This window comes from Neisseria sp. P0024.S006 (assembly GCF_051956595.1).
Taxonomy (GTDB): domain Bacteria; phylum Pseudomonadota; class Gammaproteobacteria; order Burkholderiales; family Neisseriaceae; genus Neisseria.
Window position 1 is genome coordinate 218,293 of the sequence record NZ_JBQCXH010000002.1, and the last position, 14,554, is coordinate 232,846.

Below are 14,554 nucleotides of genomic sequence, written 5' to 3' on the forward strand. Positions count from 1 at the left end.
CAATACTTATGCTTGGTAAGCGTAAGAAGATTTGAAAGATTTCATGGCTTCGGTCAATGCTTTTTCGCTTTCTTCAGACATTGCGCCTGATGCATTAATCGCATCCAGAACTTCAGGATGTTGCGTACGTACGAAACTCAGGAATTCTGCTTCGAAAGCCAAGGCTTTGGATACAGGAACATCTGCGTAAGAACCGTTGTTGATCGCCCACAAAGTCAATGCCATTTCGGCAGTGTTCAATGTGCTGAATTGTTTTTGTTTCATCAATTCAGTAACCACTTCACCGTGTTGCAGCTGTTTGCGTGTTGCTTCGTCCAAATCGGAAGCAAATTGTGAGAACGCCGCCAATTCACGGTACTGCGCCAACGCCAAACGGATACCGCCACCCAGTTTTTTGATGACTTTGGTTTGTGCTGCACCACCTACGCGCGATACGGAAATACCGGCATTGATTGCAGGACGGATACCGGCGTTAAACAAGTCGGTTTCCAAGAAGATTTGGCCGTCTGTAATCGAAATTACGTTGGTTGGTACGAATGCTGATACGTCACCGGCTTGGGTTTCAATAATCGGCAACGCAGTCAGAGAACCGGTTTTGCCTTTTACTTCGCCATTGGTCAGTTTTTCAACTTCGTTTTCGCTGACGCGGGCTGCACGTTCCAACAGACGGGAGTGCAGGTAGAATACGTCGCCAGGATAGGCTTCACGGCCAGGAGGACGGCGCAGCAGCAGGGAAATTTGACGGTATGCAACGGCTTGTTTAGACAAGTCATCGTATACGATCAATGCATCTTCACCGCGGTCACGGAAGAATTCACCCATGGTACAACCGGAGTAAGGAGCAATGTATTGCAGCGCAGCGGCTTCAGAAGCAGTCGCAGCAACCACGATGGTATGTTCCATCGCGCCATGCTCTTCCAATTTGCGCACTACGTTGGCAATAGAAGATGCTTTTTGACCGATAGCCACATAGATACAGATAACGCCTGTACCTTTTTGGTTAACGATGGCATCCAGTGCTACGGCAGTTTTACCGGTTTGACGGTCACCAATGATCAGCTCACGTTGGCCACGACCAACCGGAACCATAGAGTCAATGGCTTTCAGGCCGGTTTGCATGGGTTGGTCAACCGATTTACGCGCAATCACACCCGGTGCGATTTTTTCGATTGGAGCAGTCAAAGTTGTATTGATTGGACCTTTACCGTCGATAGGACGACCCAATGCATCAACTACGCGGCCAACCAATTCGCGACCGATCGGCACTTCCAAAATACGGCCGGTACAGGTAACTGTATCGCCTTCTTTAATGTGTTCGTACTCACCCAACACTACGGCACCGACGGAGTCGCGCTCCAAGTTCATGGCCAGACCGAAAGTGTTACCGGGGAATTCGAGCATCTCACCTTGCATCGCGTCTGACAAGCCATGAATGCGCACAATGCCGTCTGTAACAGAAACAACAGTACCACGGGTACGCACTTCTGTATTGACGGACAGATTTTCGATTTTGGCTTTAATCAAATCGCTAATTTCAGCAGGATTAAGCTGCATGAAAACTCTCCTAATTTGTCATAGTCGCATACAAAGCATTCAGTTTGCCTTGTACGGACAAATCCAAGACCTGATCACCCACTTCTACTTTGATGCCGCCGATTAATTCAGGGGCAACTTTAGTTACCACATCCAATTTGCTGTTGAAGCGTTTTGTCAGGATATCGGTAACATCGGCCAGCTGCTGAGAACTGAGCTCATACGCGCTGTAAATTACTGCCGATTTCGTATTGTTGTGTATCAAGGTCAAATCTTGATATTGGGCATAAATTTCCGGCAATACCAGCAAACGCTTTTGCTCGGCCAAAACGGTAATAAAATTTGCCAATTCGACATTTTTGATACCGACAAGACCTTTGAGCGTTTCTGCCTTTTCGGAAGCTCCCGTTTCCGGCTGCTCGATGAAAGCAATGACTTTCTCATCCTGAACAACCGCTGCGAGTTCTTTCAGTTCGCCCAACCAAGACTCGATTTGGTTTTTTTCCTGAGCCAGACTAAACAATGCTTTCGCATAAGGTCTGGCAATCGTTGCGAACTCTGCCATAAGATTACAGCTCCTGTTTTAAGGCACTGAGCAGATCTGCATGTTTGGAAGCATCGACTTCTTTACGCAGGATAGATTCCGCACCTTTAACAGCCAATGAAGCGACCTGTTCGCGCAACACTTCGCGTGCACGGTTAACTTCTTGCTCTACATCAGCTTTTGCTTGGGCTGCAATGCGTGCTGCTTCATGAGAAGCTTGCTCTTTGGCTTCTTCTACAATTTTCGCAGCACGTTTTTCGGCGTTGGCAACCATTTCGGTTACCTGATTACGCCCTTCGGCCATAAGTTCTGCAACTTTTTTCTCTGCCTGCTCAAAATCGCTCTTACCGCGCTCGGCGGCAGCCAAGCCCTCGGCGATTTTTGCGGCACGCTCATCCAATGCTTTGGCAATCGGAGGCCATACGAATTTCATCGTAAACCAAACCAAGCCAAAGAAAACTAGGATTTGCGCAAATAAGGTTGCATTAATATTCACGTTACTTAACCTTCGTATCTGGGTTAATCAAACAGACGGCAAGCCTGTATCTGAACGGATCGCTCCGTCTTGATTACGCACCACCAAACGGGTTAACGAAGGCGAACAACAGGGCAATAGCCACACCGATCAAGAAAGCCGCGTCGATCAGACCAGCGATCAAGAACAGTTTGGTTTGCAGAGGACCGATCAGCTCAGGTTGGCGAGCAGAAGATTCCAAGTATTTAGAACCAACCATTGCGATACCGATAGAGGCACCCAATGCGCCCAAGGCAACGATCAAACCACATGCGATAGCAATCAAACCCATTTTTAAACTCCTTAAAATAGTAAAGGTTAAACTACAAAAAATAAACTACGAAAAAACTACTTGATTAGTGTGCATCATGCGCCTGTCCGATATATACGAACGCCAACGCCATGAAAATAAATGCCTGCAAGGTGATGACCAAAATGTGGAAAATCGCCCAAGCCAAACCGGCAATCAGGTGGAACACAAATAAAATCGGATCCAAAGTTTCGACACTGCCGGTTGACGCCCATGCACCGCCCAACAGAGCGATCAACAGGAACACCAGCTCGCCAGCATACATATTACCAAACAACCGCATACCGTGGGATACGGTTTTGGACAAAAACTCTACCAAGTTCAGCAGGAAGTTGGCCGGAGCAAGCCACGGACCGAAAGGCGCGCAGAACAACTCGTGAATCCAACCGCCAAGGCCTTTGATTTTGACATTGTAGTAAATACAGATCAGCAATACGCCAATCGCCAGAGCCAAAGTCGTATTCAAGTCAGCAGTCGGCACGACGCGCAACAGGGCATGATGATTACCGGTAATGCCTTGCCATGCCATCGGCAGCAAATCAACCGGCAGCATATCCATGGCGTTCATCAAGAGAATCCAGACAAACAAGGTCAGACCCAATGGGGCAACGGCTTTACGCGATTGTTCGTTATGGATAATGCTTTTACACATGTCATCCACGAATTCGAACAGAATTTCAACAGCCGCTTGGAAACGACCGGGAACACCAGCCGTCGCTTTTTTAGCGCCGCGCCACAAAAGGAAGCTGCCGATTACGCCCAACAGAACGGCAAAAAAGATTGCATCAAGGTTAATGAACGAAAAATCAGCAATGTTTTTCAGTCCTTGACCCTGAGTAACATCCGACATACTGGTCAAGCTTTGCAAGTGGTGCTTGATGTAGTCGGCAGCGGTCATAGTTTCACCTGCCATAGTGTTTTACTCTCAACAATACTAAAAAAACCAAATGACTGACGCCAAGAAACGCCAATAAAAATGGGTAAAATACCAGTGATCGATGCCATATCGCGAAAACGACCGACATGGATACCAGCGACAGCACTACTTTTAAAACCTCTCCGCCGACAAACATCGAGCTTTGCAACTCGGGATTTCGTCGGGAAAACTTTAAAAGTAAAACTGCAACCAGGGTAGGCACAATGTACGAAAATCCTCCCGCCAAAGCAGAGAGGAAGCCGGGCAATCCGGAAAATAATGCACAAACAACTGAAATTATTAATAATACAATCACTTGCAATGGGACTATCTGATTCATTGTACTTTGTACCCCAAAAAGCAAGGCAGGCTAATATAATCAAGAAGTTTGTTAACGTCAAGCAATATGTTAATCTTTGTGAACTTTTCACAAATAAATGATTAACACATATAAAACAAATCTTTGCTGGAACGGAGTTTAACACAAATTACATGTTGTTACATAGATTTTACAGAAGATTTTGATTTGTATTGTAAACATTTATACGCTCTACGCTTTTTCAAAAATTGAGGCCGTCTGAAAAGCTTTTTTCAGACGGCCTGTTCTGCTTATAAAGCCGTTAGAACGCTTGATTGATGCCTAACTGCTTCAGCAAATATTCGAATGTTTCCGGTGTATCAAAATGCAGCACGATTTTGCCTTTTTTCTGATTGCTGGTTTTGACTTCGGCATTAACGCCCAAATGCTCGGTCAATGCATCATTGATGCGGCGGATATCCGGGCTGATGGTTTTGGCTGCTTCGGGCTTGGCTTTTTGATGCGCCAATTGGCTGCGGCGTTCTACTTCGCGCACCGACCAGCCGTTTTTGACGGCTTTTTGCGCCAACTCCAATTGATCGACCACATGCAAGGTCAGCAACGCACGGGCATGACCCATTTCCAGACGGCGTTGGTAAAGCATTTCTTGAACCGGCTCAGGCAGACTCAACAGGCGCAGGCTGTTGGAAATGGCGCTGCGGCTTTTACCGACGGCTTTTGCGATGGTTTCATGAGTCAGGCCGAATTCGTCGGCAAGGCGTTTCAAACCTTGCGCTTCTTCAATCGGATTGAGGTTTTCACGTTGCAGGTTTTCAATCAAACCCATGGCCAACGCGGTTTCGTCACTGATGGTTTTGATGACGACGGGAATTTCAGTCAAACCGGCCAACTGGGAAGCGCGCCAACGGCGTTCGCCGGCAATCAATTCATATTGAGACAAACCACGTTCACGTACGATAACCGGCTGGATAATGCCTTGCGCTTTAATGGAGTCGGCCAATTCCTGCAAGGCTTCGTCATCCATTTGCACACGCGCCTGATAGCGGCCGGGCTGAATATCGGCGATGGCAACCGTTGTCAGGCGGTCGCTACTGCTGCTGTCCACTGCATTGGAAATCAGCGAATCCAAACCGCGTCCCAATCCACCTTTTGCTTTTGCCATATTGTTTTCCCTTTCAGACGGCCTCATTGTTGAAATGACGTATTCTATCGGATATTGCCGCTTTACGACAATTTGAATCACGATGATTTGACCCTTGCCATTTATTTACGGAGCGAAACTGCAAACACGCCCCTTAAAGCATTACTTAAGCGGATTTCTTCCGCATTTTCCAACATAGAACGCGTGATGCGGGTTTCTTTGATTGTATCCGCACCTAAAAGCTGAGGCTGCTTCAATACCGCTTGGCGCATCACTCCGTTCAAAATATCCAAATCCAAAGACGGCGTAAGCCATTGTCCCTGATATTTGATAAACACATTGCTTCTTCCGCCCTCCAACAACAGGCCGTCTGAATTGAAAAACAAGGTGTCAAATGCGCCCTGCCCTTCTGCCGTTTTCCACGCCTGGTCAAAAATTTCACGGCGCGTGGTTTTGAAACGGCGCAGATAATCGCGTTGGCTTAATGTGTGCTCACTCAAGATGACGTATTGTTGTTCACTCAATTCAGAAACAGCCGCATGGCTCAATGCAAGGCCATCTGAAAACAAGGCGGCTTTGACTCTAAACAACCCTTTTGGCAACGCATCTATATAATGTTGGATTTGCTCTATTGCATTTTGAGGCCAAGGCAGGTTAAGCGCTTGCGCCGAGCTGTTCAGACGGCCCAAATGCAAATCAAGCAAACGGCATTGTTTGTCTTCCACGCGCATGGTTTCAAAAATACCAAAATCAGGCCGTAATTCATTGAGAAAACGCGCCTTCCAACCGCACTCGCGATATTCGGCCTCCGGATCGCTATCAATCACAATCCCCGAACCCACACCATAAACACCTTGATAAAGGCCGTCTGAAACCGGCTTCAGAGATAAAGTGCGGATCACGACATTAAACACGCCTTCAAACCCCAAACCCGTATCACACGGATGCAAAAAGCCGATGCTGCCTGTGTACAAACCGCGCGGTTCGGATTCAAGGGACTCAATAATCTGCATACTCATGCGTTTGGGTGCGCCGGTGATACTGCCGCACGGGAAGGCTGCGCGGAGAATATCGGCAACCGAAACATCAGCCAGCGCCTGCGCTTCGATGGCACTGGTCATCTGCCAAACACTGCCGAAACGGGAAACTTTAAACGGTTCAGGTACACGTACTTTGCCCGTTTGCGCGATTTTGCCGAGGTCATTGCGCAACAAATCGACAATCATCACATTTTCGGCGCGGTTTTTCGGGTCGTTTTGCAACTCAACCGCACGGCGTTCATCTTGTCCATCGTAAAGAATCGGCGCAGTGCCCTTCATCGGCTCAGTTGTAATCAGGCCGTCTGAATCAATTTTGAGGAAAAGTTCGGGAGAGAAACACAAAGTCCACGCTTCCTGCCCTGCCCCGTCGGGCAGACAAGACAAAACGGCATACGGCACAGGCTGGCGCAAGCGGCTGTAAAGTTGAATCGGATTGCCGTAAGTTTGCAGGTGCAGACGTGCGGTGTAATTGATTTGATAGGTGTCGCCGCGGCGGATGGCTTCGTGGATTTGACGGATATGCTCGAGATAATCGGCTTCGGATACGGAGAATCGGGGAGTGGAAATACCTGCCTCAAGGCCGTCTGAATGATTGGCCAGCCAGTTTTCGGCATCGATTTCGGAATAATCGGCAAACCAATGCAAACGCAGACTGCCACTGCGGCCAGACGGAATATCCATCAGCGGCAACCCGAATTCGTAGTCTGCAAACAACACTGCATGCAAACCCTTTTTCCAGCCGGCTTGCAAAATACTTGTTAACGAATCCAGTTCGTTATGATAAAACCGATGGCTTTCTACATGATTTTGATAGAGTTTTGCTCGGCCGCTCACGGCATCGTCAAACAGGGCGAAATAAGGCATGATTGCTGTACAAATAGGCTGATTATACGCTGCTTTTACATAAGTTAGCAGACAAATTCAAAAAAAGCACTCAAATGTAATTTTATGTAGTCGAACGAGGCATAAAAGGGTAGAATCAAACCATACCACACTATATCATTTAAAACTTAATCGATAAGGAGACTTTATGGCAGACCACCAATTAGAACCATTCGAGAATGTTGAACTGGGCGAGAAACAAGACCAGCTGCAAGTATTCGAAAAGGCTGTTTTGGAACACGAAGGACGCGGCACTGACGAGGATTCCAGCAGCGCACCGCTTCCTGCCAATTACCCGTACAAACAACGTATGCGCCGTTCTGTTTACGAAAAAGAAAAACAGAAGCTGCAAATCGAATTATTGAAAGTACAAAGCTGGGTTAAAGATTCCGGTCAGCGTATCGTCAGCCTGTTTGAAGGCCGCGATGCAGCCGGTAAAGGCGGTACCATCAAACGCTTTATGGAACATTTGAACCCGCGCGGCGCACGCGTTGTCGCACTGGAAAAACCGACCACGACCGAACGCGGCCAATGGTATTTCCAACGCTACATCCAAAACCTGCCGACCGCAGGCGAAATGGTATTCTTCGACCGCTCATGGTACAACCGTGCCGGCGTAGAACGCGTCATGGGCTTCTGCGAACCTAACGAATACCTGCTCTTCATGCGTCAAACCCCTGAATTGGAACGTATGCTTGTTGCCAGCGGCATCCACCTGTTCAAATTCTGGTTCTCCGTATCCCGTGAAGAACAACTCCGCCGCTTCATCTCCCGTCGTGACGACCCCCTGAAACACTGGAAACTGTCCCCTGTGGACATCCAGTCGCTTGACCGCTGGGACGACTACACCGAAGCCAAAAACGCCATGTTCTTCCACACCCACACCGGTGACGCGCCTTGGGTCATCATCCGCTCCGACGACAAAAAACGCGCACGTTTGAACTGTATCCGCTACTTCCTGCACCAGCTGGACTATCCGGGCAAAGACGTGAAAGCCATCGGCAAAGTGGACGATAAAATTGTTTTAATTCCCGACACACGTTACAAAGAAAAAACCGTAGACATCGGACACGATTAATTCTTAAAGCATCAAAGGCCGTCTGAAATTTCATCTTTCAGACGGCCTTTTCTTAATCCTCACGATTCCAATACGTTTTTTGTGCAAATACCAATTTATTGTCAGTGAATTTCACATTGTCCAAATTCAACGCCCAAACATCACTTTTCATCACCCTAGCAGCAGGATGCGCTTTGTAAAATAAAGACTGCGCCGCTTTCAAATCCGCTTCATCTTCAATCAAAGCGGCAGTCGCCGCAAACTGAACACCGCTGATTTTCGTGATACTGTCGGGCTGACCGGCGATGGTGCCGGCTACTTTGGCAGAACGGCTCATCAGTCCGCCATGCTTTGTTTTCAAAGAAGTCAGCACAATCAGGCGGGCATTGGCTTCATCAAACACATAAAAACAACAAGCCGCCCAAACTTCGCCGTCTGCCGCAGTGGCAATACTGACGACATGATGATTGCTCAAGAATTTAACGATATTGGCAGGAATCGCTTGCATGATTTTTATCCTTTTTCTCAGTGTATTAAATTTATTTTCAGGCCGTCTGAAACATCAGCCCTGCCAGCGCGGCGCATCGGTTTGAACAATACCGAACAAGTCCAAAGCATGAGACACGCTGTGCGTAATCATATCATCAATGGATTCAGGCTTCTGATACAGAGCCGGAACGGGAGGAAACACAATACCGCCCATCTCTGTTACACGGCGCATATTGTCGATGTGTGCCAAGTTTAACGGCGCTTCACGCACCATCAACACCAACCTGCGCCGCTCTTTCAACGTTACATCCGCCGCACGGCTGAGCAAATTATCGGCAAACCCGTGAGCAACCGAAGCCAAAGTTTTCATTGAACACGGTGCAATCAACATTCCGTCCGTCAAAAACGAACCGCTGGCAATACTTGCCCCGACATTACGGACAGAATGCACAACATCCGCCAAAGCATAAACGTCTTCTTTGGTGTAATCCGTTTCCAAAGCGCGGGTCATCTCCGCCCCTTGCGAAACCACCAAATGCGTTTCTACCTGATGCTCACGCAAAAGCTGCAAAGCCTTCACGCCATACTGAAAACCGCTGGCACCGCTGATGCCGACAACCAAACGCTTCATTGTATTTCCCTGTCTCGGCCTAAAAATAAAGGAAAAGCAGATTCTCAAGACGAAAAAATAACCGCTAAAAAGCGGTTAGATTTTCTAATGTGGTGCCGACAGCGAGATTTGAACTCGCACAGCCTACGGCCACTACCCCCTCAAGATAGCGTGTCTACCAATTCCACCATGTCGGCATAAATCAAATTGTCTTACTGCTGCTGAGGATTCGGAGCAACAGGAGTTGTATTGTTTTGTGCAGGCGTTGCAGGCTTAGGAGCCTGTTGGGTCTGCTTCACATCGCTGAAGTCTAAACCGTGCTTATTGGAGTGGGTGTGAATATACACCATTGCCATGCAGGTCGCAAAGAAAAATGTTGCAGCAACGGCAGTCGAGCGGCTGAGGAAGTTGGCATTACCGGCAGAACCGAATACGCCTTGCGCACTACCGCTGCCGGAACCGAATGTTGCGCCGGCATCCGCACCTTTACCGTGTTGCAGCAATACTAACACGATTACGAATAGAGCGGAAATAATATTAATAATCCAGATAAGGGTTTTAAAGGCTTCCATATGTTTTCTACGAGGCTTGTGCTGCGTTGATGATGGCGGTAAAGGAGTCATAGGATAATGACGCGCCACCAACCAATGCGCCGTCTACATGAGGTACTGCGAAGATGTCGGCTGCGTTATCCGCTTTCACACTTCCGCCGTAAAGAACGCGGATTTTAACATCGCTTCCGCACAAAGACAAGATTTCTTTGTAGATAAATGCGTGCATGTCGGCGATTTGTTCGACGGTGGCGACTTTGCCTGTACCGATCGCCCAAACCGGCTCGTAGGCAACGGCGATGTTTTTGGTGTTCAAACCTTGCAGGATGGAAAGCTGATGGGCAATGACTTCGTGTTCTTTACCGGCCTCGCGCTCTTCCAGGCTTTCGCCGACGCACAACAATGGAATCAGGCCGACGTTGAGGACGTTTTCCATTTTGCGGCGTTGGATTTCGTTTTTCTCGCCGAAATAAAGGCTGCGCTCGGAGTGGCCGATGAGGACGATGTCTGTACCGATGTCGGCAAGCATTTCGGCGGACACTTCGCCTGTGTACGCGCCGTTATTCGGAAAACGGCTCACGTCTTGCGCACAAGTCAAGATGCGGTTGTTCAAAACGATTTGCATGGCGTTGTGCAGTTGCAACAGATACACGGTCGGGGCGGCCAGGCCGATTAATACGCGTTCGGCGGTTGGCATGACGCGGAAGCGGTGCATAAGTGCATTGTTGTTTTGGAGTCGGCCGTTCATTTTCCAGTTGCCGATAACCCATTTTTGATCCCACATTCCGATTTGGTGATACATCTTTATTGCTCCGTGTGTTGGTTGTTGCTTGTTGTAGCGTGGTGTAATGTGAAAGTTTAGTGGATATATGTGCGCTTGGCAATTATTAACAAGCCTCGAGGCCGTCTGAAAGATGGCACACTCTCCGACAAGGATTTATAATGTATGTTTCGATAAAATTAAGAATTGAACGGAGCACAAATATGGACTTTGAAAAAGCGCGTTTCAATATGGTTGAACAGCAGATTCGTCCGTGGGATGTCTTGGATTTCGACATTTTGGATGCTTTGGAGGAGATCGGGCGCGAGCATTTCGTTGGCGAGGCTTTTCAAGGCTTGGCCTATGCGGATATGGAGCTGCCGCTGGCCAACGGCCATAAGATGTTGGAACCCAAAGTCGTTGCCCGCCTGGCTCAAGGTTTGAAACTGAAAAAAGACGAAACCGTCTTAGAAATCGGTACAGGCTCAGGCTATGCAACCGCCCTGCTGTCCAAACTGGCCGGCAAAGTCATTACCGACGACATCGATGCCGAGCAGCAGCAACGCGCCAAAAAAGTCTTGGACGAATTGGGCTTTGCCAACGTCGATTATGTGCAAAACAACGGCCTGACCGAAGCATCGCAAGGCGCGCCTTTTGATGCGATTTATGTAGGCGGCGCAGTAGACCGAGTGCCTGAAATCTTAAAAGAGCAATTGAAAGACGGCGGCCGCATGGTCATCATTGTCGGCCGCAAACCGGTACAACACGCGCTTTTGCTGACACGCAACGGCAATGAGTTTTCCGAAAAAGTATTGTTCGACACCGTCGTGGCCCACTTGGAAGACAAATCGGCCAATCCGTTCGGCGATTTCGATTTTTAAACAACAGGCCGTCTGAAAGTTCAGACGGCCTCATGCTTTTATCCCCACCTTTATGACCGACATCATCCAACTCCCGCCCACCGAATTGAAGCAATGGCAGGAAGAAGGCCGCGCATTTCATCTGCTCGACGTCCGTACCGATGAAGAACGCGCCATCTGCACCCTGCCCGCTGCCATTCATATTCCGATGAACCTCATCCCCCTGCGCCAAAACGAGCTGCCCGACGATGATTTACCCATTGTTGTCTATTGCCACCACGGCATCCGCAGCCTGCACACGGCAATGTATTTGGAAGACGCCGGATTTGAAAACCTCTACAACCTGCAAGGCGGTATTGATGCTTGGGCGGAGCAAATCGATGCCAAGATGATGCGGTATTAAATTGCTTTTATGAATAAAAGGCCGTCTGAAACTGGATTTCAGACGGCCTTTGCGATTATTTCACAAACCGTGCATCTGCCATAAACGGCCGTGTGGCAGCTGGTTTAGCGGAATAGAAGCGGGAGAAAGTGCTGTCGATTTTAGTCTGTATCGGTTTACCGTCCAATGTTGCCGATGCTTCCAATTTCACACCACCGCCACTGGTCTCGCCCAATTTCATATTTGGCAACGTCAGTTTGGCAATATTGAGTTTCACATTTTCCACTTTGGTATCGGGAGACATCAGCTGTTTGCCGACGGGGCGGATTTTTTCACCCTCATCATGAGGCGCGGCACCACCGTTATCGTCAACCACGCCGATATTAATCAATCGTGCAGACGCCAAATCCATCTTGCCGTTTTTAACCGGAATACCGACAAACAGTTTTACGCCGCGATGAATGAACGTATTGTCCCGCCACTGAGTTTGGCCCTCTTTCGGCGGTTTGGTTTCTGCCGCCACCGAATAAGTGCGGCCCATAATCATCAATTTATAACCTGGAATTTTTTTCGAACCGAATCCATCGGTAATGTCTTCGACCAGTTGTGGCGCAGTCAGGGTTTCGTTTGCCAAAATACGGGCTGAAGTTTCTGCCAGATGGGCAGGCTTGCCGTCTATGGTCAATGCCTGTTCATGGCCGAAATCAGACGCAAATGCAGGCACGGCGGCCAGTGCGGCGGCCAATGCCAGAATACGGATAGTTTTCATTGCAGACTCCTGATAAAAATGTAATTGGGTTGATTACCCGATAAAATCCGGGCGATATTGATAGGAATCGGTATTTTTATACAAATGATACAGATTATCAAGAGTATTTGGCTTTTAAAATAAAAAGGCCGTCTGAAAACCAGTTTCAGACGGCCTTTTCAATTTGGCTTAAAACCTTCTATCAGTCTTTGAAGCGTTTGAATACCAATGTGCCGTTGGTACCGCCAAAGCCAAAGGAATTGGAGATGGCAACGTCGATTTTCGCATCACGCGCTTCGTTGGCACAGTAGTCCAGATCACAACCGGCTTCAACGTCTTGTTCAAAGATGTTGATGGTCGGTGGAGATTTTTGCTCGTGTACCGCCAACACGCTGTACAACGCTTCCACACCGCCAGCCGCACCGAGCAAGTGGCCGGTCATGGATTTGGTGGAGTTAACGATGACTTTGCGCGCATGATCGCCCAAAGCGCGTTTGATGGCTTTGGTTTCGTTGGCATCGCCCAAAGGAGTCGATGTACCGTGTGCGTTGACGTAATCAACGTCTTCAGGATTCAGGCCGGCATCTTTCAGGGCGCGGGTAACGGCCAATGCAGGGCCCTCTTCGTTAGGCGCGGTAATGTGGTAGGCATCGGAGCTCATGCCGAAGCCGACGATTTCGGCGTAAATTTTCGCACCGCGTTTTTTCGCGTGTTCCAATTCTTCCAACACCAGCACGCCAGCGCCTTCGCCGATAACGAAACCGTCGCGGCCTTTGTCCCACGGACGGGAAGCGGTAGCAGGGTCATCGTTGCGGGTGGAAAGTGCCTTCATGGCGGCAAAACCGCCAACGCCCAAAGTGCTGATCGCACCTTCTGCACCACCGGCAATCATAACGTCTGCGTCGCCGTATTTAATCAGTCGTGCAGAGTCGCCTATGGAGTGTGCGCCGGTTGTACAGGCCGAAACCATGCCGTAGCTCGGGCCGCGGTAGCCTTTGAGGATGGTTACGTGGCCGGAAATCAGGTTAATCAGCGAGCCTGGGATAAAGAAAGGATTAATTTTGCGCGCACCGCCTTCGATAACGGCTTTACCGGTCGCTTCAATGCTCGGCAGACCGCCGATACCGGAGCCGATGTTGACACCGACGCGGTCTTTGTCGAGGGTTTCCAAATCGTCCAAGCCTGAATCATTGATGGCTTGCAGGGCAGCGGCGATACCGTAGTGGATGAACACGTCCATACGGCGCGCTTCTTTCGCGCTGATGTATTGGCCAATGTCGAAATCGCGCACTTCGCCGGCGATTTGGCTGTTGATGTCGGATGCGTCAAAGCGGGTAATCCGTCCGATGCCGCTTTTGCCTGCGAGCAGATTGCTCCATGCGGTGGCGACGTCGTTGCCGACCGGTGATACTTGGCCAAGACCTGTGATGACTACTCTTCTCTGACTCATGATAATCTCGCTGTTGGTTGTCGGGATTTTCGCGGCAGACTTGCTCTTTTTCTTCGAGAAAACGGGCAAAACTCATGCCGTCTGAAATTTCAGGGGTTTGATAAATAAGGTAAAAGCCTCTATTGCGATGGCGCAGCAGAGGCTGGGTGTTTGAGGCGACCGATTAGCCTTGGTGGTCGTTGATGTAGTCGATAGCCAATTGTACGGTAGTGATTTTTTCAGCGTCTTCGTCAGGGATTTCGCAGCCGAAAGCTTCTTCCAAAGCCATCACCAGTTCTACGGTGTCCAGAGAGTCAGCACCCAAATCGTCTTGGAAAGAAGATTCGTTTTTCACTTCGGCTTCGTTTACGCCCAGTTGTTCAGCAACAATTTTTTTAACTTGTTGTTCGATGTTTGACATAATTAGTCGTTCCTTTTCGCCTTGCGGCAGGTTGTTTAAGAGAAATAA

Annotated in this window: 18 protein-coding genes and 1 tRNA gene; 3 read left to right on the forward strand and 16 right to left on the reverse strand. The window is 48.8% G+C overall.

Features of this window, described 5'->3' with window-relative positions; translation table 11 throughout:
- Positions 1-6 precede the first annotated feature (6 nt).
- The 8 genes from atpA to ACTHUF_RS04825 all read right to left on the reverse strand — a co-directional run bounded on the left by atpA (position 7) and on the right by ACTHUF_RS04825 (position 7,181).
- Positions 7-1,554, reverse strand: coding sequence for a F0F1 ATP synthase subunit alpha (atpA, locus tag ACTHUF_RS04790; RefSeq protein WP_049349421.1), 1,548 nt, complete (start codon positions 1,552-1,554; stop codon positions 7-9).
- A 10-nt stretch (positions 1,555-1,564) separates the two neighbouring features.
- Positions 1,565-2,098 carry a F0F1 ATP synthase subunit delta gene (locus tag ACTHUF_RS04795; protein WP_003683778.1) on the reverse strand — a complete coding sequence of 178 codons (534 nt, stop codon included), beginning with the start codon at positions 2,096-2,098 and terminating at the stop codon, positions 1,565-1,567.
- A 4-nt stretch (positions 2,099-2,102) separates the two neighbouring features.
- Positions 2,103-2,573 (reverse strand): F0F1 ATP synthase subunit B, encoded by a 471-nt coding sequence (locus ACTHUF_RS04800; protein ID WP_003708446.1) that lies wholly within the window; start codon positions 2,571-2,573, stop codon positions 2,103-2,105.
- 73 nt (positions 2,574-2,646) lie between these two features.
- Positions 2,647-2,883 carry a F0F1 ATP synthase subunit C gene (atpE, locus tag ACTHUF_RS04805; RefSeq protein ID WP_003748101.1) on the reverse strand — a complete coding sequence of 79 codons (237 nt, stop codon included), beginning with the start codon at positions 2,881-2,883 and terminating at the stop codon, positions 2,647-2,649.
- Positions 2,884-2,947: 64 nt separating this feature from the next.
- Positions 2,948-3,814 (reverse strand): F0F1 ATP synthase subunit A, encoded by an 867-nt coding sequence (atpB, locus tag ACTHUF_RS04810; protein WP_003748099.1) that lies wholly within the window; start codon positions 3,812-3,814, stop codon positions 2,948-2,950.
- Entirely contained in the window at positions 3,804-4,157 is a 354-nt protein-coding gene (locus tag ACTHUF_RS04815) for an ATP synthase subunit I (RefSeq protein ID WP_049344986.1), read from the reverse strand. Before ACTHUF_RS04815 ends, atpB begins: the two co-directional genes overlap by 11 nt.
- Positions 4,158-4,437: 280 nt before the next feature.
- Positions 4,438-5,298: a ParB/RepB/Spo0J family partition protein gene (locus tag ACTHUF_RS04820; protein ID WP_049323106.1), complete on the reverse strand. Its 861-nt coding sequence runs from the start codon at positions 5,296-5,298 to the stop codon at positions 4,438-4,440.
- Positions 5,299-5,399: 101 nt separating this feature from the next.
- Complete coding sequence (locus tag ACTHUF_RS04825; RefSeq protein WP_049344985.1) at positions 5,400-7,181, reverse strand: bifunctional chorismate-binding protein/class IV aminotransferase; 1,782 nt, start codon at positions 7,179-7,181, stop codon at positions 5,400-5,402.
- 166 nt (positions 7,182-7,347) lie between these two features.
- Between ACTHUF_RS04825 and ppk2 the strand changes: the two genes are divergently transcribed.
- Positions 7,348-8,277 carry a polyphosphate kinase 2 gene (gene ppk2 / locus ACTHUF_RS04830; protein WP_036492084.1) on the forward strand — a complete coding sequence of 310 codons (930 nt, stop codon included), beginning with the start codon at positions 7,348-7,350 and terminating at the stop codon, positions 8,275-8,277.
- Between the two features lie 52 nt (positions 8,278-8,329).
- On the opposite strand, the gene ACTHUF_RS04835 is transcribed toward ppk2, so the two are convergent.
- The 5 genes from ACTHUF_RS04835 to tpiA form a co-directional block, all read right to left on the reverse strand.
- Positions 8,330-8,764, reverse strand: coding sequence for a pyridoxamine 5'-phosphate oxidase family protein (locus tag ACTHUF_RS04835; RefSeq protein ID WP_315093421.1), 435 nt, complete (start codon positions 8,762-8,764; stop codon positions 8,330-8,332).
- A 54-nt stretch (positions 8,765-8,818) separates the two neighbouring features.
- The gene (locus tag ACTHUF_RS04840) at positions 8,819-9,376 is read right to left on the reverse strand and encodes a UbiX family flavin prenyltransferase (protein ID WP_049323108.1); all 558 of its coding nucleotides are present in this window, start codon (positions 9,374-9,376) and stop codon (positions 8,819-8,821) included.
- A gap of 90 nt (positions 9,377-9,466) precedes the next feature.
- Positions 9,467-9,552: transfer RNA gene (locus ACTHUF_RS04845), tRNA-Leu, on the reverse strand.
- Positions 9,553-9,567: 15 nt separating this feature from the next.
- Positions 9,568-9,927, reverse strand: a complete 360-nt coding sequence (gene secG, locus ACTHUF_RS04850; RefSeq protein WP_036492092.1) for a preprotein translocase subunit SecG — start codon at positions 9,925-9,927, stop codon at positions 9,568-9,570.
- Between the two features lie 7 nt (positions 9,928-9,934).
- The gene (gene tpiA, locus ACTHUF_RS04855) at positions 9,935-10,708 is read right to left on the reverse strand and encodes a triose-phosphate isomerase (RefSeq protein ID WP_004519014.1); all 774 of its coding nucleotides are present in this window, start codon (positions 10,706-10,708) and stop codon (positions 9,935-9,937) included.
- Positions 10,709-10,890: 182 nt separating this feature from the next.
- Between tpiA and ACTHUF_RS04860 the strand changes: the two genes are divergently transcribed.
- The gene (locus ACTHUF_RS04860) at positions 10,891-11,547 is read left to right on the forward strand and encodes a protein-L-isoaspartate O-methyltransferase family protein (RefSeq protein ID WP_188212221.1); all 657 of its coding nucleotides are present in this window, start codon (positions 10,891-10,893) and stop codon (positions 11,545-11,547) included.
- A 52-nt stretch (positions 11,548-11,599) separates the two neighbouring features.
- On the forward strand, positions 11,600-11,929 hold the full coding sequence (locus ACTHUF_RS04865) for a rhodanese-like domain-containing protein (protein WP_070814620.1): 330 nt from the start codon (positions 11,600-11,602) through the stop codon (positions 11,927-11,929).
- Positions 11,930-11,984: 55 nt separating this feature from the next.
- Here the strand turns inward: ACTHUF_RS04865 and ACTHUF_RS04870 are convergent, their stop codons facing one another.
- The 3 genes from ACTHUF_RS04870 to acpP form a co-directional block, all read right to left on the reverse strand.
- Positions 11,985-12,677 carry a hypothetical protein gene (locus ACTHUF_RS04870; protein ID WP_049351302.1) on the reverse strand — a complete coding sequence of 231 codons (693 nt, stop codon included), beginning with the start codon at positions 12,675-12,677 and terminating at the stop codon, positions 11,985-11,987.
- 181 nt (positions 12,678-12,858) lie between these two features.
- Positions 12,859-14,106: a beta-ketoacyl-ACP synthase II gene (gene fabF / locus ACTHUF_RS04875; RefSeq protein WP_039861923.1), complete on the reverse strand. Its 1,248-nt coding sequence runs from the start codon at positions 14,104-14,106 to the stop codon at positions 12,859-12,861.
- Positions 14,107-14,269: 163 nt separating this feature from the next.
- Positions 14,270-14,506 (reverse strand): acyl carrier protein, encoded by a 237-nt coding sequence (gene acpP, locus ACTHUF_RS04880; protein ID WP_315093413.1) that lies wholly within the window; start codon positions 14,504-14,506, stop codon positions 14,270-14,272.
- Positions 14,507-14,554: the final 48 nt, after the last annotated feature.